We start from the raw sequence: 26281 nt of genomic DNA on the forward strand, positions 1-26281 counted from the left end.
CCATGCTGAAAAAATCCGTTTTGTTCAACAGCACCTGTGCTTTCTGGTTGGTTGCCGCAGCGGCATCTATGCCGGCAACCACTGTCATGGCTGCAGAGGCCGCAAAACCGGCACCTGAGAAAACAGTGCCTGAAGCTGACAAGTCCAAAGCTGACAAGCCCAAAACGGACAAAACAGAGACGGATAAACCGGCAGATCCGACCGGCGCATCTATGGATGTACCGGCGGTTTCAACCGGCTTCACTATTCCGGAACTTGCCGGATCATGGTCGAAAAATCAGGCTGAAAAATCTGATATGCTTCAGCAACCGGCAACGACCGATGCCATGCCCGCTTTTAACGAGAACCGGTTCGGAGACAAAATTGCCGATCCGGCCTTTGGTGCATTTCAGCGCGGTCTTTATCTGACAGCCTTCAACCTCGGCATGGAACGCGCCAAAGCCGGTGATCCGGCGGCACAAACGCTGGTAGCGGAAATCTATGCCCGTGGTCTTGGCGTCAAATCCGATCAGAAACAAGCAGCGCACTGGTATGGCTTAGCCGCAGAAAAAGGCGAACATGAAGCCCAGTTCCGCTACGCCGCCATGCTGCTTCAGGGCATCTATGTCACCAAGGACGCGAAAAAAGCTGAAGAGCTGATGCAAAAAGCGGCCGAGGCAGGCAATGCCATGGCGCAATTCAATTATGCGCAAATGCTGATGATGCGCCGTCCCGGAGCCAAAGGGCTGGATGAAGCCGCACCATGGTTCCAGAAAGCGGCAGATGCCGGACTGGCCGATGGTGAATATGCTGTCAGTCAGCTGCTTGCCAATGGCACCGCAACAATCAAACGCGACGATGCGCAGGCACGGGAATATTTATTGCGTGCTGCCCGCAAAAATTATGACACGGCACAGCTTGATCTGGGCACATGGCTGGTCGAAGGGCGCGGCGGTGAGCGCAATTATGATGCCGGTTTCCGCTGGATGCTGACAGCAGCGCGGGGCGGCAATATTGCAGCCATGGCGCGTGTGGCACGGCTTTATCGTGACGGTATCGGCACAGACGGCAATTCGGTTGAGGCTGCGGCATGGTATATTCTGGCGCGGCGCTCAAAACTCAATGCCAAAGACCTCGATTCTTTCATGGACGGGCTGACAGATGAAGAAATTCAGCAGGCCATCGCCCGTGCAAACAATCTGCGCTGACCGGTAAAATTGCATTTTGCTAGCATAGAGCGCCATGCGCCCGATTGGGCGCATAAAACTCGCTCTGACACTTTGAATGAGAGCATAATTTTCGCTTAAACTGATTCAAGTTTAAGAAATTATGCTCTAGTGCAGCCCGAAGTCCGGCAAAGCATCGTATCAGACTTGCTAAAATTGCAGATTTATGGTCTTGAAAACCCCGATTGATATGGCTTGAGAGCCCTCTGATACCGCCTGCGGCATTTTTTGCCAAACCGCCACCGGTTTTGCGCGAAGCGACGCAGAATTTCAAAGGGTAAATCAGAGAAAATTTCACACTAATTCCGGATTGAACGAATATGAAGATCAACGGTAACGAAATCCGTCCCGGCAATGTCATTGAGCACAATGGCGGCCTGTGGGCAGCAGTTAAATGCAACGCGGTTAAACCAGGTAAAGGCGGCGCCTATAATCAGGTTGAACTGAAAAACCTTATCGACGGCACCAAGCTGAATGAACGTTTCCGTTCCGCTGAAACTGTTGAGCGCATCCGTCTTGAGCAGAAAGACTTCTCTTTCCTCTATGAACAGGGTGAAGCTCTGATTTTCATGGATACCGAAAGCTACGAACAGCTCGAACTGAACAAAGACTTTGTTGGTGAGCGCGCTGCATTCCTGCAGGACGGCATGATGGTCACCGTTGAAATGCACGAAGAACGCCCGATCGGCATTCGTCTGCCGGATCAGGTTACACTGGCAATCACCGAAGCTGATCCGGTTGTTAAAGGCCAGACAGCGGCTTCTTCCTACAAGCCTGCAATTCTGGAAAACGGCATCCGTATTCTCGTGCCGCCTTTCATTGAATCCGGCGAACGCGTTATCGTTGACACCAACGAACTGACCTACGTATCCCGCGCCTGATCCGGCTCAAATACCCCCTGTACTCTTCAGGATTTAAATATTGTTTCATCCGCAAGGCATGCTTTGCGGATGAAAAAGCTGTTAAGCACATTGACATTTGTGAATAGATCCAGAAAACGAAAGCACTTTTCGGAGAATGTGCGCGTGCTCATATTATCGGGCTGCGTCGATCTGATCCGGCCGTGCCGGACTATGCTCTAAACAGTCTCTCGCTTTTAGCTCAGATATTATTTATGCATGATCTTTATGCATATAAAAGATTATCCGGCGAACAGACGCTGCTCACATTTAACGTCTGTGCCAGCCGGTTTCCACACATGAAAACTGCCCCTCGTCTTTGGTGAGGCTTAGCGGTTTTCTCTTTGACACGAACGCATAAATTGTACCGGCCGGCGATGCAGACTTCAGCCAGCACCGGACTTATGCACTGACAGGACGAAAAATATGGCGCGCTCAGCAATTCTCAACGTTATGGTTCAGGCCGCAATCAAGGCCGGACGCTCACTGGCGCGTGATTTTGGTGAAGTACAGAATCTGCAGGTCTCGCTCAAAGGCCCCGGCGATTATGTAAGTCAGGCCGATAAAAAAGCCGAAGATATTATTTTCAGCGAACTGCGCCGTGCGCGTCCTGATTATAGCTTTCTGATGGAAGAACGCGGCGCGGTTGAAGGTGCTGACAGCCAGCACCGCTGGATCGTTGATCCTCTCGACGGCACCACCAACTTCCTGCACGGTATTCCGACCTTTGCCGTTTCCATCGCTCTTGAGCGTCAGGGACAGGTTGTTGCCGGTGTGATCTACAATCCTGCAACGGACGAACTTTATACCTCTGAGCGTGGTGGCGGTGCATTCCTCAACGACCGCCGCCTGCGCGTTGCAGCCCGCTCCAAGCTTTCCGATGCTGTGATTACCCATGGTATGCCGCATCTGGGTCGCGGCAAGCATGGTCACTACCTCATCGAACTGCGCAATGTTATGGGTGAAGCCGCCGGTATGCGTGCGTTTGGCGCCGCTTCTCTGGAACTCGCTTATGTCGCTGCCGGTCGCGTTGACGGCTACTGGGATGAGCCGCTGTCCCCTTGGGATATGGCAGCCGGTATTCTGATGGTGCGTGAAGCCGGTGGCTTTATCTCCGACAAAAACGGCCAGCAGGACATGTATGAGCAGAAAAACATCGTAGCCGGTAATGAGCTCATTCACGGCCAGCTGCTGCGGACAATCAAAAAGCCGGTCTGATAAAACGATCAGGCTGAAATCACCAATCCCCCGTTCATCTCTGATGCGCGGGGGATTTTTTTATATCCTGTTCCCGTTTTCACCGCTCTAGAGAGCGTCGTATTTAATGATATCCGCAGCGCTCGCTCTATCGCCTTATTTTTACGCATGTCGTTATAGGAAAACCGGTGTCCACTTTTCCGCGACATGCTATAGCTTGCCACAGTCGGAAATATGACAGGAATAAAAGTTTCAGTTTTGAAAATTTTGCAGTAGCGTCCTGTATCACAAAGCGGTTTCAGACAATGCAGAACAGCATCTGAAGCAAAACACATCAGGCTCAGGCGAGAGAATATTATGGCGCAGCGGGATATCAGCATGGGAACAGAATACGACCCGAACCGGCTTTCCAGCCCGCGGCAGGTCATGATGATTATGATTATATTCCTCGCTCTTGTCGCTTTTCTGGCTCTGGTACTGGTACGGCAGATTCAAACTTTCTTCGTCACTAATCCCGGCCTCAACGGCCTGATTCTCGGTGTATTGCTGGTCGGTATCATACTGGCTTTCATTCAGGTTCTGCGCCTTGTGCCGGAAATCCGCTGGGTCAATTCTTTCCGCAACGGTGATGACGGCGCGACGGATCCGGTGCTGCTGGCACCAATGCGGGCGATGATCGGCCGTCGCCAGTCCATGGCACTATCCGCCACATCGATGCGCTCTATTCTTGATTCCATTGCCACACGCCTTGATGAAAGCCGCGATATTTCCCGCTATCTGATCGGGTTGCTGGTATTTCTCGGCCTGCTCGGTACATTCTGGGGTTTGTTGGAAACTATCGGTTCCATCGGTCAGACCATTCAGTCGCTTGATCCGAAATCCAATGATACCGGCACGGTGCTGGATTCGCTCAAGAGCGGATTGCAGGCACCGCTCAGCGGCATGGGGACGGCTTTCTCGTCCTCCCTGTTCGGTCTGTCCGGCTCGCTGATTCTTGGCTTTCTCGATTTGCAATCCGGTCGCGCCCAGAACCGTTTCTATACGGAACTGGAAAACTGGCTGTCCTCGGTCACCGATCTTAATTCCGACCTGCGCGTTGATGCGGAAAGCGGCAATACAACGCTGGAAGAAATCCGCCTGTTCTCCGACCGCCTGCAAACAATGCAGGATGGCAGCGGCACCAGCCAGCGCACAACCGCTGCGCTGGCCAATTTGGCAGACGGCGTACAGGCATTGGTGAAAACCATGCGCCACGATCAGCAGAGCATGAGTGACTGGGTTGAACGACAGGCCGAAGAGCAGAAAGCTCTGCGTCAGGCTGTCGAAAAACTGAACACCATCCTCTCCGCTACCAAGCGCGAACAATAAGGCGGAACCGATGGCCTTATCCCGTAACCGCCGCAGTGAACGCCATGTCGATTACTGGCCGGGTTTTGTGGACGCGCTGTCCACATTGCTGCTGGCGATCATGTTTCTGCTGTCCGTCTTTGTGCTGATGCAGTTTCTGCTCTCACAAGAGGTCAATAACAAGGATTCTGTGCTGAACCGGCTCAACAGCCAGATCAGCGAACTGACCGAGCTCTTGTCGCTGGAACGCGGCAAGGGGCAGGATCTGGAAGATACACTGGCCGGTCTTCAGGCTTCGCTCACCGCCGCGGAAAATGAAAAATCCCGCCTGCAGAGCCTGCTCGCTTCCGGTGGCTCCGGTGCAGCTGCAGAGCAGCGGGCCGGTGAATTATCTGCAACGCTGGATGCTGAAAAACAGGTCAGCGCCCGAGCCTTGTCGCAAGTCGAATTGCTCAATCAGCAGATTGCAGCCCTGCGCCGCCAGATCGGTGCGCTGGAAGACGCACTCAATGCATCCGAAGCCCGTGACCGCGAATCCAATACCAAGATTGCAGATCTCGGCAAAAGGCTAAATGTGGCACTTGCCCAGCGTGTGCAGGAGCTAAACCGTTACCGCTCGGACTTCTTCGGACGGTTGCGTGAGATTCTCTCCGATCGTGAAAATATCCGCATCGTCGGGGATCGTTTCGTCTTCCAGTCGGAGGTGCTGTTCCCGACCGGCTCAGCAGATATCAATCCGCAAGGCCTGATCGAAATGAAAAAACTGGCCGATGCAGTGGTAGAGCTTAACAAGGAGATACCGGACGATATCAACTGGGTGCTGCGTGTGGACGGGCATACGGATAATGTGCCGCTCTCCGGCACAGGCCGTTATCGCGACAATTGGGAGCTCTCCTCAGCCCGCGCAACGGCGGTGGTCAAATTCCTGATTGCCAATGGTGTACCGGCGAACCGGCTGGTAGCCGCAGGTTTTGGCGAATATCAGCCACTGGAAGCGGATGACAGCTCCGATGCCCGCAGCCGCAACCGGCGTATCGAGCTGAAACTCACTGAGAGATAATAAAAAGCCCGCGATAATCGCGGGCTTTTTCATTTCAATGCACCTGCTGAAACTGCAGACTTTGTTAGTTTACCGCCTGCTGAAACTGCAGGCTGGCAAGGCGGGCATAAATCCCGCCGGACTGGCTCAGGCTTGTATGGGTGCCCTGCTCAACAATGCGCCCCTGATCCATAACCAGAATATGATCGGCCTTCAAAACGGTCGCCAAGCGATGCGCAATCACCAGTGTCGTGCGTCCCTGCATCAGATGTTCCAGCGCTTTCTGCACCAGCATTTCACTCTGCGCATCCAGTGCCGAAGTCGCTTCATCGAGCAGCAGCACCGGCGCATCCCGCAGCAAAGCGCGGGCAATGGCAATACGCTGACGCTGACCACCGGAGAGCATTACGCCACGCTCACCGACCGGTGCATCATAGCCACCCTCAAGCGCCATGATAAATTCATGTGCCTGCGCAGCCTTTGCAGCAGCTTCAATTTCCGCATCACTGGCATCCGGCCGTCCGAAAGCGATATTCTCACGAATACTGGCAGCAAAAATCGTCACATCCTGCGGCACCAGCGCAATATTGCCGCGCAGATCATCCAGCGACAATTGCCGCAGATCCTTACCATCCAGCAGGATTTTGCCCTGTAGCGGATCATAATAACGCAGCAGTAAGGCGATCAGTGTCGATTTACCGGCACCGGAGGCACCGACGATCGCAACAGTCTTGCCCGGTTCAATCACAAAGCTCATATCGTGAAGGGCTTGGTGCTCCGGTCGTGTCGGATAAGCAAATTCCACATGGGAAAATTCAACGCGGCCTTCAGCACGGATAAGTCTGACCGGTTGCGCCGGTGAAGCGACAGCTGATTCTTCATTCAGCAACTCCACCAGCCGCTCCGCCGCACCGGCAGCCTGTGCCAGCTCCGCCCAAACCTCCGACAAAGCACCGAGCGAACCTGCCGCCACCACCGCATAGATCAGAAACTGCCCCAACGTGCCTGCAGACATCCGTCCGTTCATCACATCATGAGAGCCGAACCAAAGCACGGCCACAACGCTGGCGAAGATGATGAAGATTGCAAAAGCAGTCAGGATCGAGCGGGAGAGAATCGATTGTTGCGCCGCATCATAAGCATGATCAACAGCGCCGGTATAATGTGCAATCGCCGGTGCTTCATGGGTAAAAGCCTGTACGGTGCGCACTGCGGCAATTTTTTCTCCCGCATAGGCAGTCGCCAGTGCCAGCTCGTCCTGCGCACGGCGTGACCGGCGGCGGACAGAACGGCCAAAGGCTACCAGCGGCAATACGATGAGCGGAATAGCAGCCAGCACAAGCGCCGATAATTTGGGACTGGTGACCACCATCATTACCACCGCACCGATCACCAGAATCAGATTGCGCAAGGCGATAGAAGCCGTAGCACCGACAGCGGATTTTACCTGTGTTGTATCGGCAGTCAGACGGGAAACGATCTCTCCGGACTGCACTTCATCAAAAAAAGCAGGTGAAAGGCGGGTAACATGGGCAAAAACATCGCGCCGCAGGTCAGCAACAATGCGCTCACCCAGCGTAATCACGAAATAATAGCGTGCAGCAGAGGCCACAGCCAGAACCGCTGCCAGAACCATTAAGGCAGCAAAAGACGTATCAACCAGACTGCTCGAAGCCGATATCAACCCGTTATCCAGCAGGCTGCGCACAGCCACCGGCAGAACCAAAGTCGCCATTGCTGCAGTGACCAATGCAACCAGCGCACCGGCAACAGAGCGGGGATATTGACGGACGTAAGGAAAGATTCGCGCCAGCGGCTTTAAGGACCGGCGTGGCTTTTTACCGCTCTCGGCCTCAGAAACCGCTTTGTTTTGTAAATTCGTCGCTGTCATTCTGCTTGCTTGCTATATTGCGCCCTTGTTATTAGCTGCTGCCTGATGTATAGGCTCCCCAACCCTTTTGGAAGCCGTAGCCGTATTGTCTGCAGCTTCAATGAGACAAGTGGGCGTATCTGCCGCAGTTCCGGTGATGGCCGGGGCGTGGCTAAATGCCATAAACCTTTCAGGAAGCTGACTATGAAAGCAGACATTCATCCGGATTACCACACCATCAAAGTTGTTATGACTGATGGTACCGAATATTCAACACGTTCCACCTGGGGTAAAGAAGGCGATACGATGAACCTCGATATCGATCCTTTGAGCCATCCGGCATGGACCGGCGGCAACCAGCAGCTGATGGATCGCGGTGGCCGCGTTACCAAGTTCAAGAACCGCTTCGGCAATCTGGGTATCTAATCCTCGATTTCTTGACAAGAATAAAAAAGCTCCGCAATGCGGAGCTTTTTTTATGACCTGTCTCTTTGTTTTGTGCATTTGCCTGACGCAAAACCGGTTCTCACTTTTGCTGGAAATGCACCAGGCTTTAATAGGGTCGCACCGGCTCAAGTGGAATATCAACGCCAATCGCGCTGAGCATCTTCCGGAATGTCGCCAGATCATAGCGCTCATCTTCCGTCACCAATGCACGGATCTTCCCCTGCCCTTTTGTACCCTGTCCGATCCGTGAAACCATATCTTTGGCAGGATCGAGAAAATGGCACTGCGGACGGGCATTTTCGAAAAACCGGCGCAACCACGGCAAATGCGTACTGGAAAGGGTCAGCACATCAATCTCCGGATATTTGGCAAAAACCTGCGCCAGAAATGCATCAACCGCTGTCTGTGTTTTCTCCGGTGCAAACAGAAACGCACCTGATTCTACCAGCTCCACCATCGGTGAGGCATTAATCAGCGCCACACGGTCACTGTAAGCACTGTGTTCAGCCACGAATTCACCGATCATCGGACTTTCCACCAGCGACTGAACACCCATGATCCCGACATGTCCGCTATGGGATAAGCCCCATGCCTCACGCAAAGGTGGATAGACGCCGAAAAGCGGCAGATGAATATCCTGACTGAGTTCCTCCAGCACCATAATCGACGGCGCATTGGAAGCGATCACAATCGCACAAGGATTGAAGCTTGAGAGATAATCAATCGTGCGGCGCATTACCTGAATCAGTTCCGCGCGGCTTTTGCCGCCATAGGGAAAACTGGCACGGTCAGCAAAATAAATAATATCCTGATGCGGCAAGCGGTTGCGGATTTCCGCAACGACAGCATAGCTGCCGATACCCGCATCAAAAACAGCAATCGGTCTGTGCATAGATCATTCTCCCGTTTCCGTATTGCGGAACGGTGTCCGCCTCGAGAGCGATTGACGCCCCGATTGAATCACAGCAATCGCTCTCGATTCTTAGAGTCGTCGCATTTCATTGCCATCAAACTATTCAACCTGACGGTGAAATGCTCCGGCCAGTCTCAGATATGCTCTATCAATTTAGTGTCCCGATTTTACCTGCCAAGGTCAACAGGACGATTATATGGCACAAAAAGCAAAACCTCCGGCAACATCAGCTGCCGGAGGTTTTAATATTGAATAAGGAGGCTAAATTATACGCTCAGCTTGGCCAGCACTTCTTCGCTGACTTCAAAATTGGCGTAGACGTTCTGCACATCATCATCATCTTCCAGTGTCGAAATCAGACGCAGAACGGACTGTGCCTTTTCTTCGTCAACCGGAGCCGAAGTCTGCGGCTTCCAAACTGCCTTGATGGACTCAGCTTCGCCAAGTGCCGCTTCAAGCGCTTTGGAAACTTCGCCGAGATCTTCAAAAGCACAGATGATGACGTGGCCTTCTTCATCAGACTGCACGTCTTCAGCACCGGCCTCAATCCCTGCTTCCATAACGGTGTCAGCGTCACCGGCAGTAGGCTTATAGACGATCTCGCCAACGCGGGAGAACATGAAGCCCACGGAGCCGGTTTCACCCAGCGCACCGCCGGATTTGGTGAAAGCAGCACGCACGTTGGATGCGGTACGGTTGCGGTTGTCTGTCAGCGCCTCAACGATGACGGCCACACCACCCGGGCCGTAGCCTTCGTAGCGTACTTCATCATAGTTCTCGGAATCGGCACCGGCAGCTTTTTTGATCGCGCGCTCGATATTGTCCTTTGGCATGGACTGCGCTTTAGCGTTCTGAATTGCCAGACGCAGACGCGCATTCATCGACGGATCAGGCAGACCCTGCTTGGCTGCAACGGTAATTTCGCGTGCAAGCTTGGAGAACATTTTCGACCGCATGGCATCCTGTCTGCCTTTGCGGTGCATAATATTTTTAAACTGTGAATGGCCGGCCATAGCACCCCTGTTCAGGTTCTAAAATTTGGGCACGGGATTGAATATGCGGCGCAGCAAGAGCGAGGCATCCGCATTCATCCCTGCGGAATGTGCGCTTTATAAGGAAAATGGTGCGCCACGTCCAGCCACACCACACCGCACTTCTTTGCAGGCTGCGATAATATCGTCTTTTCATTGCAGATGATAGTTTTTTACACCGGTTCCGAGCCCTGCAACTGGACACGCTCTGATATGCGCCTTATCAATAAAGTGAATATATTATGCCGCATCTCTGGCATTATACTCATTCTCAAACCTTTATTTGCCCGTACCTTTATTTGAATCCCATAATGCTCTATCCACGGGCAAGCTCTGAAACTGCCCGTTACACCGGATATAGATTGACGTGACCGAACAGCCAGCCGCACCGCGACAGAAAAACGACACGATAGCCGCACAGATCAGTAAGATTCTGTCGCAGCGTATCATCGCCGGTGAACTGGAACCGGGGGCAAAACTGCGTCAGGATCATATTGCAGATGAATTCGGCACCAGCCATGTACCGGTGCGCGAGGCTTTCCGCCGTCTTGAAGCGCAGGGACTGGCCGTATCCGAGCCGCGCCGTGGTGTGCGTGTTGCCTCTTTCTCGCTTGCAGAAATCCGCGAAGTTGCGGAAATGCGCGCCGCACTGGAAGTGCTGGCACTGCGCCATGCTGCACCGCACCTGACCCGCGCCATTCTGGATGAGGCGGAAGAAGCCACCCATGCCGGTGATAATTCAAGTGATGTACGTTCATGGGAAGCGGCCAACCGCAAATTTCACCGGTTGCTGATTACACCTTGCGCCATGCCGCGTCTGCTGGCGACGATTGATGATCTGCACGATGCCAGCGCACGCTTTCTGTTCGTCTCATGGCGCGCAGAATGGGAAGCCCGCACCGATCATGACCATCTGGCTATTCTTGCAGCCCTGCGGGACGGCGATGTGGAGCAGGCCGCGAATATCCTCACCCGCCATGTGCAGTGGATTGGCCGCAAGCCGGTGACCAGCCCGTCAGGCAAAGTGCGCGATGCCTTTGCGATTGTCGGTTAAAATAAAACCAATTCCGCATAAATTATCTATAAAATATATCAATTCATAAGTCTCAGAGCAGATGCGGGCAGTTTTAAAACCTGCCCTTGCCCGGATAGCTGCAATCCGCTCTGTTTACGACCCGTCTATAAACAATTTTACGACAATTCTGTCTGGCCAAGTCGCGCAAATTGACCTAATGATTTTTACGATAGATGCGCATTGCAAACTATCTATAATTTTCACCAGAGTGTGTCGCATATCATTTTACCCGCTGCACCCGCTCTCAGTTTTTGTTTATTGCATGATCGTGCCCGTCAAATAAGATCATTTGAATACACATCATGCTATAAGGAGCTTTTCATGTCTCTCGCACATGCAGTTCGCAAACCGGCTTTCAGCCCGCTCAATCTCGACAATCGCAGCGCGGCCATGAAATTATTTGCCGTCATTTCCGGCACCATGATTCTCGCACTGACCTCCCAGATCACAGTGCCTATGCTGCCGGTGCCAATCACCCTGCAGACACTGGTTGTTCCGCTGATCGGCGCACTTTATGGCTGGCGTCTTGGCGCACTGACCGTGCTTGCATGGCTCGGTGAAGCAGCAATGGGCATGCCTGTTCTTGCCGGTGGCAACGGCACTCTGGCCGCTTTTGCAGGCCCGACAGCCGGTTACCTGTTTGCATTCCCTGTTATCGCAGCCCTCACCGGCTATCTGGCCGAACGCGGCTGGAACGGCAGCAGCCTGCCAAAAGCTTTCGCCGCTTTCCTGACCGCCAATATTCTGGCTCTGGTTCTCGGCGCAGCATGGCTGAGCCTGTCAGTCGGCGTTGAAAAAGCCGTACTGGTTGGTGCTACACCATTCCTGATCGGCGCACTGATCAAATCCGCTCTCGGCGCTTCGATCCTGAAAGCTTCTTTCCGTAAAGATGCTTAATCGCTTTTGAGCTTCGGTAAAATAAAAGCCCCGTTGCAGCGATCTGCAACGGGGCTTTTTCATATGCGGATTTTATACTGATTTACTCAGCAGGTTTATTACGGCGACGTGCCAGCATATTGAGGATTTCGACCAGCGCCGAGAAGCCCATCGCAGCATAGATATAGCCTTTCGGCACATGATAACCGAAGCCATCAGCAATCAGGGTCATACCGATCATCAGCAGGAAGCCCAGCGCCAGCATAACGATTGTCGGGTTCTTACCGATAAAGTGCGACAGCGGGTCAGCAGCAAGCAGCATCACTGTGACAGCACCGACAACAGCAATCACCATGATCACGATCTCATCGGTCATACCAACCGCTGTGATGATACTGTCGACCGAGAAGACCAGATCAAGCAACAGGATCTGTGTAATTGCAGCACCCATGCTCAATGTCACAACTTTACCTGCACCGGCTTTGGCACCGTCATGAGGATCAACCGTGTGATGAATTTCCTTGGTCGCTTTCCAGACAAGGAACAGGCCACCGGCAATCAGAATAATATCGCGCCATGAGAACTGATTACCGAACAGCTCAATCACCGGATCCTTCATCTGTACGATAATGGAAATTGTGAAAAGCAGTCCGAGACGCAGGATCAGCGCAGCACCAATACCGATTTTTCGGGCTTTTGCCTGCTGATGCAGCGGCAGCTTATTGGTGAGGATCGAGATAAAGATCAGATTATCAATGCCGAGAACAATTTCCATGACCAGCAATGTGACCAAGGCAGCCCATCCCGCAGGGCTGTTCAAAAAACCAAAATACTCAGCGAAAAATTCCATTCAGGCGCCCTTTGCGTCGAAGAATTATTGATAGATCTGTAATGTAAGCATATCCGGCAAATACCATGCGGCTTTGCATCAGATAGTGCGCAAAGCCAAAGAGACAGGTGAGCTGCGTCATTTTACTTATGACAAAACAGTTCAAAACTCAGTCCATGTTCCGGTTATAAACCGCCTATACAGGCAATAAAGACTTGAACACGCACAGATATTCTACAATCTCATGAAATCACGAGACAGGCACATGGGAAAAGAATGCCTGTTTTTCAATAAAACAGAAGCCCAACATTTTATTTCTGCCTGAAATATTTCGCATGTTCAGCCAAACAAAAAACCCGCATATCCGTAAAATATGCGGGTCTTATAATTTTATTCAGCAAAACGATGCTTCAGCGCCAGAAAGACGGAATGGTTTCTTCAAGCCGCGGTCCGATGCGCAATGGTGCCGCCTTTTCTGCCAGACCGGTTCGATCAGAGATTTCAACCCCGATACCGCTGATGGTTGCAGGGCCGCTGGCAGCCTCAAAGCGCCCCTTCGGCACTTTGGAGAGAAAACGGTTGAGCGGCTCTTCTTTGTCCATGCCCAGCGATGAATCATAATCACCGCACATACCGGCATCAGACATATAGGCCGTACCATTGGTCAGAATCTGGCAGTCAGCGGTCGGTACATGGGTATGCGTTCCCACAACCAGACTGGCGCGACCATCAACAAAATGGCCGAAACACTGCTTTTCACTGGTGGCTTCCGCGTGAAAATCAAAGATCACCGCATCTGCCTGTTCACCAAGCGGGCACGCTCCGAGAATTTCCTCACCGGCCTTAAACGGATCATCCAGATCAGGATGCATGAAAACGCGCCCCATAATATTGGCGACCAGCACGCGCGCACCGTTCTTAGCAATATAGAGACCGGAACCTTTACCGGCAGTGCCTTTCGGAAAATTCGCAGGGCGCAAAAAGCGATCTTCGCGGCGGGAGAAATCCAGAGCCTCGCGCTGATCCCAGACATGATTGCCGGTGGTCATGACATCAGCACCTGCACGGATGGTCTCATGAAAGATTTCTTCCGTCACCCCGAAACCACCGGCAGCATTTTCACCGTTAACAACGACAAAATCCAGTTTCAGATCAGAAATCAGACCCGGTAATTTTTCAAAAACTGCTGTGCGACCGGAGCGGCCAACCATATCACCCAAGAAAAGAAAACGCATAGATCCTTCAAACCTGCTTTTGAATTTTCCGCAAATATCACGCAAATATCACACTGGCGATGCCGCAATAAGTCCGGTTTCAGTCAGAATATAATTCAATGCCACATCATGCGGCTCATGGGCTATGTGATCTACCCGTTGGGCATCAAACGCAACACCTATCAGCAGCGGATGCTTATTTTTATGGTGTAAAGCTGCAATTGCACGGTCATAATAGCCCGCACCATAGCCGATCCGGTTGCCTGCACGGTCAAATGCCGCCAGCGGAATCAGCATAATATCGGGATCAACAACCGGCGCATCGGCCGGTGGCCCCATTGTACCAAAGCCCGTCTCAACCAGCGTATCGCCAAAAGACAATGCGCGGAATTCAATAGTCTGTTTATCCAAAATCGCCGGCACACAGAGTGTCATGCCGCGCGCTTCAAGCACCCGCATTAATGGTCGCGGATCAATTTCCGAGCGGATCGGCCAGAAACCGGAGACACAGGCCTTCTCAGGCAGAGTTATGCCATTCAGAAAGTTCTGAACAATGGTCTCAGAAGCAGTGTTACGGAAAATTTCAGGGAGAGCATTTCGCGCCTGCAGAACGGATTTTCGCAAATCGGCCTTCTGCATTTTCAGATCACCATCCGCCATACTCTTTTCCTTCACTTCACACACCTAGAGCGCCGTGTGCCATACTTGGCACACAAAACTCGCTCTAATACTTTAAAATTAGAGCATAATTTCACCTTAAACTGATCCAAGTTTAAGGAATTATGCTCTAAACGCCTCTTCCCGATTAAAACAGAAAGACGCGAAAAAAGGCAAATATGAAAAAGGAAAGAGCGGCGAACCACAGCGACCGATGAAGCGATTGATCCCGGGAACCTACAACGTAGGTGGGCACCATATGAAGAAGCCCTCGAGCCTCCTCAGGGACAGTTCCCTTAGAGATCAATAAGGCCCCGGGGATGTTAAACCTTCTGTCGTGAAGAGCAGTACGCCTGTATTTATTATAGGGATTCTGATGCCCCTGCACCAGAGGGCATTCTCGCGGATACAGATTTTTTTATTCAACTCATCACAATAAATCAGAACTGCCCGATCAATTGCCGCGTGGTGCAATTTTTTTAGCCAGACCTTCAATCTGATGGGCAGCACGTGCCACTGCCTGTGTCAAAGCGCTGTCGCTTTTATCGGCTCGGGACAAGGCATCATCACGGGAGCGGCGCAGCGTTTCCGCTTCATTCTCCAACCCCTGCGAGCGTTTTTGCAATTCGGCCAGCTCGTCCATCACCATAATACCGGCCATAACGGTCAGGCGCAGATCGCCGATTTCACCGAAAGAGCCTTTGAGATGCATGACATATTGGTCAAAACGGTCAGCCAGACCGGAGAGATGCTCTTCCTGACCCTCGTCACAGGCCATACGATAGGCTTTGCCATCGATTGTCACTGTTACTGTAGCCATGGGACCTCCGTTCTGCCGTTTTTTATTATTTTGCCGTGCAAGCTATAGAACATAAATAGCTGCTAAATTTTGTCCGGCAAGAGTCTCAACGATCGAGAACCGTGCGGATTGTTTCCATAGCCGTTACCAGCCGCCGCGAGACTTCACGATTGGCTGTCTCCAGCCGCTCGGCACGAGCCTCAGACAAATCAAGTTCCTGTGCCAGTTTGGAGCGGTCAGCATTCATACGCTGTACTTCCTCTTCCGCTTCCACAAAGTCCCCCTCTTTTTCAAGCCGCAATTCAACAGCCTGCTCAAGAGTAGTCATTGCTTTTTCCAGTTGTTCAATCGCCTGTCTGAGCGTAATTTCTGAAGCCATATTCTTTCCCTTTGCCGATAACGGCTTTTCAAAATAAGGCCGAATCGTCATGCCGGAAGCGGCAGATTTGCCATCACTTTAATAAGCACAATGCTGTGAAGCAACAAATGTCACACAAAGGCGTTAACTCATACACCATATTTACAACGGGGTTTGACAAGCGCAGTTGTAACTTCAACCGTTTTAAGCGCGCACACTGTGTCGCATGCAGGCCTGAAATCCCCTGTTATACGTGCAGAATGCCAGCGCTTTGTTGACTCTCTTCATGCAAATGTTATGTGTCGCCAACCCTTGCAGCAGAGCTCTTTTTATCTTTTTACTGCAAGTTATGTCCTAATGCTCACAAATCTGCCGATGTCTGAGGCTAACAGCTCTTTACACATTCTGCAGGCACCACAGGAAAGACAGCCGAAACCATGAGTAATTCCGATAAACAGAACCAGATGGCCAACGCAATCCGCTTCCTGTCTGTGGACGCAGTAGAAAAAGCCAATTCGGGCCATCCGGGCCTGCCGATGGGCGCAGCTGATATTGCGACCACGCTTTACACCCGTTTCATGTCCCATGATCCGCAGAACACCACATGGCCTGACCGTGACCGTTTTGTCCTGTCCGCAGGCCATGGTTCGATGCTGCTTTACTCCCTGATGTATCTGACCGGCTATGAAGACATCACGCTCGACGAAATCAAAAATTTCCGTCAGCTCGGTCACCGCACCGCAGGTCATCCGGAATTCGGCCATGCTGCCGGTATTGAAACCACAACCGGCCCGCTCGGACAGGGTATTGCCAACGGCGTTGGTATGGCACTGGCAGAACGTATTCTGAACGCAGAATTCGGTGATGCACTCGTTAACCACCACACTTATGTTCTGGTTGGTGACGGCTGTCTGATGGAAGGCATCAGCCAGGAAGCGATTTCGCTTGCCGGTCACCTCAAGCTGAACCGTCTGATTGTTCTCTGGGATGACAACAATATCTCCATCGACGGTCCGATCTCCCTGTCCGATTCCACCAATCAGTGCGCCCGCTTTGAAGCTTCCGGCTGGAACACGCTGAAAGTTGACGGTCACGATCAGGATGCAATTGCCAAGGCTATTGAATTTGCCAAAGCTTCTGACAAGCCGACCATGATTGCCTGCAAAACCACCATCGGTTTTGGTTCGCCGCACAAAGCAGGCACCAGCAAGGTTCACGGTTCGCCGCTCGGCGCAGAAGAAATTGCGGCCACCCGTAAGGCACTCGGCTGGGAATATGAGCCATTTGTTGTTCCGCAGGATGTGCTTGATGCATGGCGTCTGGCCGGCCTGAACTCCGCGAAGAAGCGTATCGAATGGGAAAAGCGCTTTGCTGCCGCTGACGCATCGGTTCGTGCAGAATTTGAACGCCGTATGCGCGGCGATCTGCCAAGCGCCTTCGATCAGGCAATCATCGACTATAAGAAAAAGCTCTCGGAAGATAAGCCGAAGGTTGCCACCCGTAAATCTTCGGAAATGGCTCTGGAAGTTATCAACGGCGTTGTACCGGAAACCATCGGCGGCTCCGCTGACCTTACAGGCTCCAACAACACGCTGACCTCGCAGACCAAGCCGATTACACCGGATAATTACCATGGCCGTTTCGTCCATTACGGTATCCGTGAGCTCGGCATGTCCGCTGCAATGAACGGTATGGCGCTGCATGGCGGTGTTATCCCTTATTCCGGCACCTTCCTCTGCTTCTCCGACTATGCGCGTCCGGCCATGCGCCTGTCCTCACTGATGGGCATCCGCGTTGCTTATGTCATGACCCATGATTCCATCGGTCTTGGTGAAGACGGCCCGACACACCAGCCGGTTGAACATCTGGCTGCATTGCGCGCCATTCCGAACCATTTCGTATTCCGTCCGGCTGATGCGGTTGAAACTGCAGAATGCTGGCAGATTGCGCTGAATTCGACCAAAACACCGTCGACACTGGCTCTGACCCGTCAGAACCTGCCGACCGTGCGCACCCAGCACGATGATGACAATCTCTGCGCCTATGGTGCCTATGAACTGGCAACGGCTTCGGATGATGCAAAAGTCACCATCTTCGCCACCGGTTCCGAAGTTGAAATTGCGCTCAATGCCCGCACACAGCTGGAAGCCAAAGGCATTCCGACCCGCGTGGTTTCCGTTCCTTGCTTTGAGCTGTTTGAAAACCAGACAGCAGCCTATCAGAAAGCACTGATCGGCAATGCGCCGGTACGTATTGCGGTTGAAGCTGCAATTTCCATGGGCTGGGAACGCTTCATCGGCGAAAACGGCACATTCATCGGCATGAAGGGCTTCGGCGCTTCCGGCCCGATCAATGATCTCTACAAGCATTTCGGCATCACTGCAGAAGCTGTGGTTGCCGCAGCAGAAGCCAAGCTGGGCTAATTTATCAGGAGTAATCAGGTCACCTGATTACTCCTTTTTCTCTCTCAGCCTGCAAAAGCAGACTGAAAAACATCGAACAGTTTCGGGAGTCATAATATGGCAGTTCGCGTCGCTATTAACGGTTTTGGTCGTATCGGCCGTAACGTCCTGCGCGCCATCATCGAATCGGGTCGTACCGATATCGAAGTTGTAGCAATCAACGATCTGGGTCCGGTTGAAACCAATGCGCATCTGCTGCGCTATGACAGCGTTCACGGCCGTTTTCCGGCAGAAGTGACTGTCAAAGGCGACACCATCAATGTTGGCCGCGGCGCGATGAAAGTTCACGCTGTGCGCAATCCTGCTGAACTGCCATGGGCAGCTGAAGGCGTGGACATTGCTCTGGAATGCACCGGTATTTTCGCAACCCGCGATAAAGCTGCTGCCCATCTGGAAGCCGGTGCCAAGCGCGTTATCGTTTCCGCACCTGCGGACAATGCTGACCTGACCGTTGTTTACGGCGTCAACCATGACAAGCTGAGCAAAGATCATCTGGTTATTTCCAACGCTTCCTGCACCACCAACTGCCTTTCACCGGTGGCTCAGGTTCTCAATGACGCAATCGGCATTGAAAAAGGCTTCATGACCACGATCCACTCCTATACCGGTGACCAGCCGACGCTGGATACCATGCATAAGGATCTGTATCGTGCCCGCGCTGCTGCCCTGTCGATGATCCCGACTTCAACCGGTGCGGCTAAAGCTGTTGGTCTGGTTCTGCCGGAACTCAAAGGCAAGCTTGACGGCGTTGCAATCCGCGTACCAACCCCGAATGTTTCCGTTGTTGACCTGACATTTGAAGCAAAGCGCTCCACAACTGTTGAAGAAATCAACAATGCAATCCGCGAAGCTGCCAATGGCCGCCTCAAAGGTATTCTCGGCTTTACTGATGAGCCGCTGGTTTCCATCGACTTCAACCACAACCCGCATTCATCCGTATTCCATATGGATCAGACCAAAGTTATGGACGGCACTATGGTGCGTATCCTGACCTGGTACGACAATGAATGGGGCTTCTCAAACCGCATGAGCGATACTGCGGTTGCGCTTGGCAAGCTGATCTAAGCATCTGCTCGGACCAAATATGCCGAAGCCGCGTGACCTCACTGGACGCGCGGCTTTTTTATTCCGCAAAAACCGGAGACCTCTTATGAATTTCCGCACTCTTAAAGACGCAGATGTTGCTTCAAAACGCGTGCTTGTCCGCGTTGACCTGAACGTACCTATGCAGGACGGCAAAGTCTCAGATACCACCCGTATCGACCGCATCATTCCGACCATCAATGCTTTACGTGAACGTGGCGCCAAAGTCATTCTGCTTGCGCATTTCGGTCGCCCGAAAGGCGAAGTGAAGGCTGAATTCTCGCTGGAACAGATCGTGCCTGCTTTGGCACATGCGGTTAAGCACCATGTTGCTTTCGCCAAAGATTGCATCGGTGATGCAGCCGCTGCAGCCGTTAACGCCATGAAAGACGGCGATGTTCTGCTCCTTGAAAACACCCGTTTTCACAAAGGCGAAGAAAAGAACGATGCCGATTTCGTCAAGGCGCTCGCTGCCAATGGCGATATCTATGTCAATGATGCTTTCTCGGCTGCGCACCGCGCCCATGCCTCGACCGAAGGTCTGGCACATGTTCTGCCTGCTTTTGCCGGTCTGACCATGGAAGCCGAGCTGACTGCATTGGAAAAAGGTCTCGGCCAGCCAGCCCGTCCGGTGATCGCGATTGTCGGCGGTGCCAAAGTTTCCACCAAGATCGACCTGCTTTCCAACCTTGTTGAAAAGGTTGATGCTCTGGTGATCGGCGGTGGTATGGCCAATACTTTCCTTGCAGCACAAGGCCACAATGTCGGTAAATCGCTCTGTGAACATGATCTGGCCGATACAGCCCGTGCGATCATGGCAAAAGCGGATAGCGCCAATTGCGCCATTATCCTGCCGGTTGATGCTGTGGTTGCATGGCATTTTGCAGCGGATGCCCCGCACCAGAATTATGGTGTGGATGCCATCCCGCATGACGGCATGATGCTGGATGTGGGCCCGCTCTCGGTTGACCGCATCAATGCGGCAATCAGCGATGCCTCCACTCTGGTCTGGAACGGCCCGCTTGGTGCCTTTGAACTGCATCCTTTTGATGCGGCGACTGTATCCGCAGCCAAACATGCAGCAGAACGCACCAAACAGGGCAAGCTGGTTTCCGTTGCCGGCGGCGGTGATACTGTTGCAGCGCTGAACCACGCCAAAGTCAGCGATGACTTCTCCTATGTCTCTACCGCAGGCGGCGCTTTCCTTGAATGGATGGAAGGCAAACCGCTTCCGGGTGTAGACGTGCTGAAAGCCAAATAAGACATATCCGAAAATCAAAAAAGCCCGCTGAGTTTCAGCGGGCTTTTTTTTAATATCTGATCATTTCGGTGTGAGGCGTAGTAACCGCCCCGGAATATCATCTTCGATCACATAGACGGAACCGTCTTTGGCAATCGCCACATCGCGGATACGGTTTTCCATATCATAGCGCTCCGCTTCATCAGCACTGCCATCCTCTTTGAACGCAACCCGTATCAAAGCCATGGAAGCAAGGCCGCCGATCAGCGCCGAGCCTTTCCAGTTTTTGAATAATACGCCTTCATAAAAAGCGAGCCCTGCAGGGGCAATCACCGGTGTCCAATAGACCACCGGCGGTTCAAATTCCGGCCGCGTATCATGGTGCGGGATCGGCTCACCACTATATTGCGTGCCATTCGACACCACCGGCCAGCCGTAATTCAAGCCCTGTTTAATCAGGTTAAGCTCATCCCCGCCTTTGGGGCCCATTTCATGCAGCCATAATTTGCCATCGGGAGCAAAAGCCAGTCCGTAAGGATTGCGATGGCCGGTTGTCCATGTCAGCGCCCGTGCATTATCCTCATCCTGCCCTGCCAGATCGGCACGCGGATTATCCTGCGGCACAGAACCGTCACGGTTAAAGCGCAGCACTTTACCCAGAGCCAGTTTCGGATCTTGTGCGGTTTTCGGGTTCATCCGGTCACCGGAGCTTAAATAGAGATATTTTCCGTCCGGTGAGAAAGCGATAATGCCGCCCGGTTGCCCCCATTTGCTTTTCGGCAGCTGTCGCCACATCACAGTCAGATCATCGAGCGAAGCTTTGCCATCCTTTTCGCTCAATTTTGCCCGTGCCAGCACCAGCGAACTGACAATATCTTTCCCGCTGCGTTCCGGCTCAGCATAGGTGAAATAGACCAGCCGGTCAGAGGTAAAATCCGGTGAAACAGCAATATCCAGCAAGCCATTCTGCCCTTCAAAAGACACGGCAGGCACATTGCTGACTTCGGTCTTTTTACCGGCCCGATCCGTCAGAAAAATATGTCCGGCTTTTTCCGTTACCAGCAGACGCTGATCCGGTAAAAAAGTAATCGCCCACGGCGTATTAAATTCGGCAATTTCCTGCACTTTAAACGGATTTTCAGCAACCGCTGCGCGGCCACCGGCATTAACAGATTGGGATGCAAAAACCGGCAAGCTGAACAGAGTGGCAGCTATTGCAGAGGCCAGAAAATAACGAATGCCTGCATGTTTCAGACCTGTAATCTTGACGCGTCCGTTCAGCACGCTCTCCCCCTTGACCGGTTGATTATGACTGGCTGTATCAAACGCAATCCGGCGGCTGTTGACAAGTCTGTTGTGCAGATAAACTTATCCGGTAATTTTAACCAGTTTTAAGAAAACTTGTCCGAACTTAATCGGTTAAAATTAATTCAATCGGTTCAAGTGCTTGGCACAGTATTTGTTTTATCCGGCACATCTGCTATCGGCTGGGTACCAATTTCCAACGCCCTTCTTAACACGGAGTTTTTTATGAGCGAACGTCTCGAAGATATTGCAGTTGCCATGGTAGCAAAAGGCAAAGGCATTCTTGCCGCCGATGAAAGCTCCGGTACTATCAAGAAGCGCTTTGACAGCATCAATCTGACTTCGACAGAAGATGCCCGCCGCGATTACCGCGAAATGCTGTTCCGCGCAGATGATGCGATGAAGAACTACATTTCCGGCGTTATTCTTTATGATGAAACCCTGCGCCAGAGCGCCCGTGACGGCACTCGTCTTGCAGACCTCATCAAAGCAGCCGGCTCTATCCCGGGTATCAAGGTTGATGCCGGTGCCAAGTCTCTGGCCGGTTTTGCTGACGAAACCATCACCGAAGGTCTTGATGGCCTGCGTGAACGCCTGAATGAATATTACGAACTCGGCGCACGTTTTGCCAAATGGCGCGGTGTTATCGCAATCTCCGATACTCTGCCAACATGGGGCGCAGTGCGTCAGAATGCACAGGCACTGGCTCGCTATGCAGCTCTGTGTCAGGAAGCCGGTATCGTGCCGATCGTTGAGCCGGAAATCCTGATGGACGGCGTACCGGGCAACCATTCGATTGAGCGTTGCTACGAAGTGACCGATCTGGTTCTGAAAACTGTTTTCAACGAACTCTATGATGCCCGCGTTAAGCTTGAAGGTATGATCCTGAAGCCAAACATGGTTATCGACGGTAAGAACGCCCGTAAGGCTTCTGTTGAACAGGTTGCTGAACTCACCGTTCGCGTGCTGAAAGCCAATGTTCCTTCCGCAGTTCCTGGTATTGCATTCCTCTCCGGCGGCCAGTCGGATGTTGAAGCAACCGCACATCTCTCCGCAATGAATGCCGGTTATGATATGCCTTGGAACCTGACCTTCTCCTATGGCCGCGCTCTGCAGGCTGCTGCCATCAAGGCATGGGGCGGTAAAGACGAAAACGTTCCTGCAGCACAGGCTGCCTTCACCCACCGCGCCCGCATGAACGGCCTTGCCGCGACCGGCGCATGGACTGAAGCACAGGAAAAGAATGCTTAATCAGTATTACTGATGCATTGAAAAAGCCCGCGTTAAACGCGGGCTTTTTTTATTTCGGACCTTTAATAACCGGTATGAGCCTGCAGCAAGACTGTAATCATCATCACGGCAATGGCCGCAACGGCAATTTTCCAAAAATCACTGCGCCGCTTCAACCCCGGCAATCCCAATGGCTTAAGCAGATGCAATCCCATCAGGATCAGCAATAAAACCGGTGCAATCTTTGCCATTGCGCATCCTCTGAATATTACTGCGACCTGACTTGTATCTTGCCCCCTCTTTAGTCGAATGGACGTCACTTTAACAGTGTGGATTAATATCGGCTGAGGAGAATGGCGTAGTTTATATTTTTCAAAACCGCACAAAGATCCGGTGAAAGTTATTCTGCGCCTGAGAGGTGCAAGCACAGCTTGCATTGCAATGGGAGGAATACATGACTTCGGCTTATCCCGAAATTTATCAGGCATGGAAAAATGATCCCCAAACTTTCTGGGGCAAAGCATCCGCGCTCATCGACTGGTATAAACTAGCGACAAAAATCTTCGATCCTTCACAAGGCCCTTACGGACGGTGGTTTGCAGGCGCTGAATGCAACACCTGCTACAACATGCTTGACCGTCATATCGAGGCCGGTCGCGGTGATGTTCCCGCCATTCTCTATGACAGTCCTGTCAGCGGCCAGAAGGCTCGTTTTACCTATAGCGAGACTCTGGAACAGGTCATGCGCCTCAGCGCCGTGATGCAGGATTTCGGCATTCAAAAAGGCGATCGGGTACTGATTTATATGCCGATGGTGCCGCAGGCATTATTTGCCATGATGGCCTGTGCCCGCCTCGGCGCTATTCATTCTGTGGTCTTTGGCGGTTTCTCAGCCGATGAGCTGGCAGCACGTATTGATGACGCCACCCCTGCCCTGATTATCGCCAGCTCTTGCGGACTGGAAGCCAATAAAACAGTCAATTACAAACCGCTGCTCGACAAAGCCATTGCCAGCGCCAAACATCAGGTAAAGCATTGCCTGATCCATCAGCGCGAACAATGCCGTTGTGACCTCATTACAGGCCGCGATCACGATTTTACAGAGCTTTGTGAGCAGGCAGCAGGACGTGATGTGCCTTGTGCATCCATTGCCGCAACTGATCCGCTTTATATTCTCTACACTTCCGGCACCACAGGTAAGCCCAAGGGCGTTGTGCGCGATAATGGCGGCTATATGGTAGCGCTGGCATGGTCGATGGGTGCCCTCTATGACATTCATGCCGGTGATATTTTCTGGACAGCCTCCGATATCGGGTGGGTCGTCGGCCATTCCTATATTGTCTATGCCCCGCTGCTGATCGGCGCTACAACAGTGCTGTTTGAAGGCAAACCGGTCGGCACGCCCGATGCTGGTACATTCTGGCGCGTGGTTGCTGAGCACAAGGTGAAAGTGCTGTTCACTGCACCAACCGCTCTGCGCGCGATTAAGCGAGAAGACCCCGAAGGCAAGCTGCTGCATCAATATGATCTCTCCAGCCTTGAAGCACTTTATCTCGCCGGAGAGCGTGCAGACCCGAATACGCTGGAATGGGCAGAGCAGATGCTCAACCGCCCTGTTATTGACCATTGGTGGCAAACGGAAACCGGCTGGCCGATTGCCGGTAATCCGCGCGGCCTTGGCATATTGCCGGTCAAACACGGCTCCACCTGTGTACCAATGCCCGGTTATGATGTGCAGGTGCTGGATGATGCCGGCCATCCGTCGAAAACCGGCGAGCTCGGCAATATTGTTATCAAACTGCCGATGCCGCCCGGCTGTCTGCCGACTTTATGGCAGGCCGACCAGCGCTTCCATGAAGCCTATCTTGATGAATTCAAAGGCTATTATAAATCCGCTGATGCCGGTTACATGGATGAAGACGGCTATATTTTCATCATGAGCCGCACTGATGACATCATCAATGTTGCGGGACATCGCCTGTCTACCGGCTCGATGGAAGAGGTGATTGCCGGTCACCCACAGGTGGCGGAATGTGCGGTGATCGGCATTGCCGATAAGCTCAAAGGGCAAATCCCCTGCGGCTTCATCGTGCTCAAGGCCGGTGTGACGCAAGCCCATAGTGAGATTGAAGCAGAATGTGTGGAGCGGGTACGCGATCAGATCGGGCCTGTTGCCGCGCTGCGCACAGTTCTGACAGTCAACAAATTACCCAAAACCCGCTCCGGCAAAATTCTGCGTTCAACCATGCAAAAAATCGCTGACCACGAGCCATGGAAAATGCCTGCCACGATTGAAGACCCGCAGACACTGGATGATATCCGTGACTGCCTTCATCAACGTGGCATCGGCACCTGCTCCGAAGCAACAAAACCTGCAGCCTGACAATTATCAGATACGAAAAAGCCGCCGAAGATGCTCCGGCGGCTTTTTAAAACTATAACATAAGCTGATCTTACAGATCGTCTTCTTCGTCTTCCGGTGCGCTCTTCATTGAAGAAAGCTTGGCGAAGACTTTATCCGCATCCAGCTCATCCGATTCGTCATTGCGGCTGTAATCCAGATTTTCTGTTGCCGATGCCGGCAGCAATGTATCACCGGATTCCGGCTCAATCGGACGATTGCGGGCTGCGCGGTCAACTTCAATATCCAGATCAATCTGCGAGCAGAGACCCAGTGTTACCGGATCCATCGGCTGAAGATTGGCCGAGTTCCAGTGAGTACGGTCACGAATCTGTTCGATGGTGGATTTGGTGGTGCCGATCAAACGGGAAATCTGGGCATCTTTCAGTTCCGGATGGTTACGCACCAGCCAGAGAATCGCATTCGGACGATCCTGACGCTTGGACAAAGGCGTATAACGCGGGCCTTTGCGTTTGGCTTCCGGAACACGCACTTTTGGTTCGGACAGTTTCAGTCGGTAATTAATGTCTTTTTCAGCGCGTGCGATTTCTTCACGGGAAAGCTGGCCGGTGATGACCGGATCAAGACCCTTGATACCCTGTGCAGCTTCACCATCCGCAATCGCTTTCACTTCAAGCACATGCAGTTTGCAGAAAGTTGCAATCTGGTCAAAAGACAGAGCAGTATTATCGACAAGCCATACGGCTGTTGCCTTAGGCATAAGAAGCTGAGTGGCCATAAGATATAATCCTCTCGTTCGCCCGCTCCGGTAGCGCGGGACGTGGGGTAAACCACAATTTCCGG

At 52.5% G+C, this 26281-nt stretch carries 24 protein-coding genes and 1 other RNA gene; 13 read left to right on the top strand and 12 right to left on the bottom strand.

From position 1 onward, the window contains the following. Positions 1-2: 2 nt before the first annotated feature. From KHQ09_RS15170 to KHQ09_RS15190, 5 genes are all read left to right on the top strand, one after another. On the top strand, positions 3-1187 hold the full coding sequence (locus KHQ09_RS15170; RefSeq protein WP_238481656.1) for a tetratricopeptide repeat protein: 1185 nt from the start codon (positions 3-5) through the stop codon (positions 1185-1187). Positions 1188-1525: 338 nt separating this feature from the next. Beyond that, positions 1526-2086 carry an elongation factor P gene (gene efp / locus KHQ09_RS15175; RefSeq protein WP_022710520.1) on the top strand — a complete coding sequence of 187 codons (561 nt, stop codon included), beginning with the start codon at positions 1526-1528 and terminating at the stop codon, positions 2084-2086. A 444-nt stretch (positions 2087-2530) separates the two neighbouring features. Then, positions 2531-3322 (top strand): inositol monophosphatase family protein, encoded by a 792-nt coding sequence (locus tag KHQ09_RS15180; RefSeq protein ID WP_022710518.1) that lies wholly within the window; start codon positions 2531-2533, stop codon positions 3320-3322. 336 nt (positions 3323-3658) lie between these two features. Continuing rightward, positions 3659-4669 carry a MotA/TolQ/ExbB proton channel family protein gene (locus KHQ09_RS15185; protein ID WP_420801452.1) on the top strand — a complete coding sequence of 337 codons (1011 nt, stop codon included), beginning with the start codon at positions 3659-3661 and terminating at the stop codon, positions 4667-4669. Between the two features lie 10 nt (positions 4670-4679). Beyond that, positions 4680-5708 (top strand): peptidoglycan -binding protein, encoded by a 1029-nt coding sequence (locus KHQ09_RS15190; RefSeq protein WP_116089049.1) that lies wholly within the window; start codon positions 4680-4682, stop codon positions 5706-5708. A gap of 64 nt (positions 5709-5772) precedes the next feature. On the opposite strand, the gene KHQ09_RS15195 is transcribed toward KHQ09_RS15190, so the two are convergent. Further along, positions 5773-7578, bottom strand: a complete 1806-nt coding sequence (locus tag KHQ09_RS15195; RefSeq protein WP_213599126.1) for an ABC transporter transmembrane domain-containing protein — start codon at positions 7576-7578, stop codon at positions 5773-5775. Between the two features lie 183 nt (positions 7579-7761). On the opposite strand from KHQ09_RS15195, the gene rpmE reads away from it, so the two are divergent. Beyond that, a complete protein-coding gene (gene rpmE / locus KHQ09_RS15200) occupies positions 7762-7983 on the top strand; it encodes a 50S ribosomal protein L31 (protein WP_075657301.1) in 222 nt (73 codons plus the stop codon). Between the two features lie 127 nt (positions 7984-8110). Here the strand turns inward: rpmE and KHQ09_RS15205 are convergent, their stop codons facing one another. Further along, positions 8111-8896 carry a glutamate racemase gene (locus KHQ09_RS15205; RefSeq protein ID WP_151160251.1) on the bottom strand — a complete coding sequence of 262 codons (786 nt, stop codon included), beginning with the start codon at positions 8894-8896 and terminating at the stop codon, positions 8111-8113. Between the two features lie 287 nt (positions 8897-9183). Next, a complete protein-coding gene (locus KHQ09_RS15210) occupies positions 9184-9930 on the bottom strand; it encodes a YebC/PmpR family DNA-binding transcriptional regulator (RefSeq protein ID WP_022710828.1) in 747 nt (248 codons plus the stop codon). 385 nt (positions 9931-10315) lie between these two features. Here KHQ09_RS15210 and KHQ09_RS15215 point away from each other — a divergent pair, with 385 nt between their 5' ends. After that, complete coding sequence (locus KHQ09_RS15215) at positions 10316-11002, top strand: GntR family transcriptional regulator (protein ID WP_075657299.1); 687 nt, start codon at positions 10316-10318, stop codon at positions 11000-11002. Positions 11003-11344: 342 nt separating this feature from the next. After that, positions 11345-11920, top strand: coding sequence for a biotin transporter BioY (locus KHQ09_RS15220; protein WP_238481657.1), 576 nt, complete (start codon positions 11345-11347; stop codon positions 11918-11920). 82 nt (positions 11921-12002) lie between these two features. On the opposite strand, the gene KHQ09_RS15225 is transcribed toward KHQ09_RS15220, so the two are convergent. The 6 genes from KHQ09_RS15225 to KHQ09_RS15250 all read right to left on the bottom strand — a co-directional run bounded on the left by KHQ09_RS15225 (position 12003) and on the right by KHQ09_RS15250 (position 15777). Next, complete coding sequence (locus tag KHQ09_RS15225; protein WP_075657297.1) at positions 12003-12749, bottom strand: TerC family protein; 747 nt, start codon at positions 12747-12749, stop codon at positions 12003-12005. Between the two features lie 389 nt (positions 12750-13138). After that, complete coding sequence (locus tag KHQ09_RS15230) at positions 13139-13963, bottom strand: TIGR00282 family metallophosphoesterase (protein WP_075657296.1); 825 nt, start codon at positions 13961-13963, stop codon at positions 13139-13141. A gap of 48 nt (positions 13964-14011) precedes the next feature. Next, the gene (locus tag KHQ09_RS15235) at positions 14012-14602 is read right to left on the bottom strand and encodes a 5-formyltetrahydrofolate cyclo-ligase (protein ID WP_238481658.1); all 591 of its coding nucleotides are present in this window, start codon (positions 14600-14602) and stop codon (positions 14012-14014) included. A gap of 192 nt (positions 14603-14794) precedes the next feature. Further along, positions 14795-14953: non-coding RNA, 6S RNA (gene ssrS / locus KHQ09_RS15240), on the bottom strand. 100 nt (positions 14954-15053) lie between these two features. Then, positions 15054-15419 carry a cell division protein ZapA gene (locus KHQ09_RS15245; protein ID WP_213599127.1) on the bottom strand — a complete coding sequence of 122 codons (366 nt, stop codon included), beginning with the start codon at positions 15417-15419 and terminating at the stop codon, positions 15054-15056. An 85-nt stretch (positions 15420-15504) separates the two neighbouring features. Next, complete coding sequence (locus KHQ09_RS15250) at positions 15505-15777, bottom strand: DUF4164 domain-containing protein (RefSeq protein ID WP_028233611.1); 273 nt, start codon at positions 15775-15777, stop codon at positions 15505-15507. 416 nt (positions 15778-16193) lie between these two features. On the opposite strand from KHQ09_RS15250, the gene tkt reads away from it, so the two are divergent. The 3 genes from tkt (at position 16194) to KHQ09_RS15265 (ending at position 20562) form a co-directional block, all read left to right on the top strand. After that, positions 16194-18179, top strand: a complete 1986-nt coding sequence (gene tkt, locus KHQ09_RS15255) for a transketolase (protein ID WP_075657294.1) — start codon at positions 16194-16196, stop codon at positions 18177-18179. 96 nt (positions 18180-18275) lie between these two features. Continuing rightward, positions 18276-19283: a type I glyceraldehyde-3-phosphate dehydrogenase gene (gene gap, locus KHQ09_RS15260; RefSeq protein ID WP_213599128.1), complete on the top strand. Its 1008-nt coding sequence runs from the start codon at positions 18276-18278 to the stop codon at positions 19281-19283. Positions 19284-19368: 85 nt separating this feature from the next. Further along, positions 19369-20562, top strand: coding sequence for a phosphoglycerate kinase (locus tag KHQ09_RS15265; protein WP_075657292.1), 1194 nt, complete (start codon positions 19369-19371; stop codon positions 20560-20562). Between the two features lie 60 nt (positions 20563-20622). Here the strand turns inward: KHQ09_RS15265 and KHQ09_RS15270 are convergent, their stop codons facing one another. After that, positions 20623-21825 carry a PQQ-dependent sugar dehydrogenase gene (locus KHQ09_RS15270; protein WP_420801453.1) on the bottom strand — a complete coding sequence of 401 codons (1203 nt, stop codon included), beginning with the start codon at positions 21823-21825 and terminating at the stop codon, positions 20623-20625. Positions 21826-22071: 246 nt separating this feature from the next. On the opposite strand from KHQ09_RS15270, the gene KHQ09_RS15275 reads away from it, so the two are divergent. Next, entirely contained in the window at positions 22072-23097 is a 1026-nt protein-coding gene (locus tag KHQ09_RS15275; protein WP_213599129.1) for a class I fructose-bisphosphate aldolase, read from the top strand. Positions 23098-23159: 62 nt separating this feature from the next. On the opposite strand, the gene KHQ09_RS15280 is transcribed toward KHQ09_RS15275, so the two are convergent. Continuing rightward, entirely contained in the window at positions 23160-23327 is a 168-nt protein-coding gene (locus tag KHQ09_RS15280) for a hypothetical protein (RefSeq protein WP_022711757.1), read from the bottom strand. Between the two features lie 203 nt (positions 23328-23530). Between KHQ09_RS15280 and KHQ09_RS15285 the strand changes: the two genes are divergently transcribed. Further along, a complete protein-coding gene (locus tag KHQ09_RS15285) occupies positions 23531-25459 on the top strand; it encodes a propionyl-CoA synthetase (RefSeq protein WP_213599130.1) in 1929 nt (642 codons plus the stop codon). A 70-nt stretch (positions 25460-25529) separates the two neighbouring features. Here the strand turns inward: KHQ09_RS15285 and KHQ09_RS15290 are convergent, their stop codons facing one another. Continuing rightward, positions 25530-26216 (bottom strand): DUF1013 domain-containing protein, encoded by a 687-nt coding sequence (locus KHQ09_RS15290; protein WP_022709100.1) that lies wholly within the window; start codon positions 26214-26216, stop codon positions 25530-25532. Positions 26217-26281 lie beyond the last annotated feature (65 nt).

This window comes from Pseudochrobactrum algeriensis (genome assembly GCF_018436245.1).
In the GTDB taxonomy this organism is placed as follows: Bacteria; Pseudomonadota; Alphaproteobacteria; order Rhizobiales; family Rhizobiaceae; genus Pseudochrobactrum; species Pseudochrobactrum saccharolyticum.

Coding starts and splice junctions, on each gene's coding strand:
- KHQ09_RS15210 (WP_022710828.1), bottom strand. CDS start 9,930: ATGGCCGGCCATTCACAGTTTAAAAATATTATGCACCGCAAAGGCAGA.
- KHQ09_RS15280 (WP_022711757.1), bottom strand. CDS start 23,327: ATGGCAAAGATTGCACCGGTTTTATTGCTGATCCTGATGGGATTGCAT.
- KHQ09_RS15190 (WP_116089049.1), top strand. CDS start 4,680: ATGGCCTTATCCCGTAACCGCCGCAGTGAACGCCATGTCGATTACTGG.
- efp (WP_022710520.1), top strand. CDS start 1,526: ATGAAGATCAACGGTAACGAAATCCGTCCCGGCAATGTCATTGAGCAC.
- KHQ09_RS15275 (WP_213599129.1), top strand. CDS start 22,072: ATGAGCGAACGTCTCGAAGATATTGCAGTTGCCATGGTAGCAAAAGGC.
- KHQ09_RS15170 (WP_238481656.1), top strand. CDS start 3: ATGCTGAAAAAATCCGTTTTGTTCAACAGCACCTGTGCTTTCTGGTTG.
- KHQ09_RS15250 (WP_028233611.1), bottom strand. CDS start 15,777: ATGGCTTCAGAAATTACGCTCAGACAGGCGATTGAACAACTGGAAAAA.
- KHQ09_RS15230 (WP_075657296.1), bottom strand. CDS start 13,963: ATGCGTTTTCTTTTCTTGGGTGATATGGTTGGCCGCTCCGGTCGCACA.
- gap (WP_213599128.1), top strand. CDS start 18,276: ATGGCAGTTCGCGTCGCTATTAACGGTTTTGGTCGTATCGGCCGTAAC.
- rpmE (WP_075657301.1), top strand. CDS start 7,762: ATGAAAGCAGACATTCATCCGGATTACCACACCATCAAAGTTGTTATG.
- KHQ09_RS15195 (WP_213599126.1), bottom strand. CDS start 7,578: ATGACAGCGACGAATTTACAAAACAAAGCGGTTTCTGAGGCCGAGAGC.
- KHQ09_RS15235 (WP_238481658.1), bottom strand. CDS start 14,602: ATGGCGGATGGTGATCTGAAAATGCAGAAGGCCGATTTGCGAAAATCC.
- KHQ09_RS15180 (WP_022710518.1), top strand. CDS start 2,531: ATGGCGCGCTCAGCAATTCTCAACGTTATGGTTCAGGCCGCAATCAAG.
- KHQ09_RS15225 (WP_075657297.1), bottom strand. CDS start 12,749: ATGGAATTTTTCGCTGAGTATTTTGGTTTTTTGAACAGCCCTGCGGGA.
- KHQ09_RS15245 (WP_213599127.1), bottom strand. CDS start 15,419: ATGGCTACAGTAACAGTGACAATCGATGGCAAAGCCTATCGTATGGCC.
- KHQ09_RS15290 (WP_022709100.1), bottom strand. CDS start 26,216: ATGGCCACTCAGCTTCTTATGCCTAAGGCAACAGCCGTATGGCTTGTC.
- KHQ09_RS15285 (WP_213599130.1), top strand. CDS start 23,531: ATGACTTCGGCTTATCCCGAAATTTATCAGGCATGGAAAAATGATCCC.
- KHQ09_RS15205 (WP_151160251.1), bottom strand. CDS start 8,896: ATGCACAGACCGATTGCTGTTTTTGATGCGGGTATCGGCAGCTATGCT.
- KHQ09_RS15220 (WP_238481657.1), top strand. CDS start 11,345: ATGTCTCTCGCACATGCAGTTCGCAAACCGGCTTTCAGCCCGCTCAAT.
- KHQ09_RS15265 (WP_075657292.1), top strand. CDS start 19,369: ATGAATTTCCGCACTCTTAAAGACGCAGATGTTGCTTCAAAACGCGTG.
- tkt (WP_075657294.1), top strand. CDS start 16,194: ATGAGTAATTCCGATAAACAGAACCAGATGGCCAACGCAATCCGCTTC.
- KHQ09_RS15185 (WP_420801452.1), top strand. CDS start 3,659: ATGGCGCAGCGGGATATCAGCATGGGAACAGAATACGACCCGAACCGG.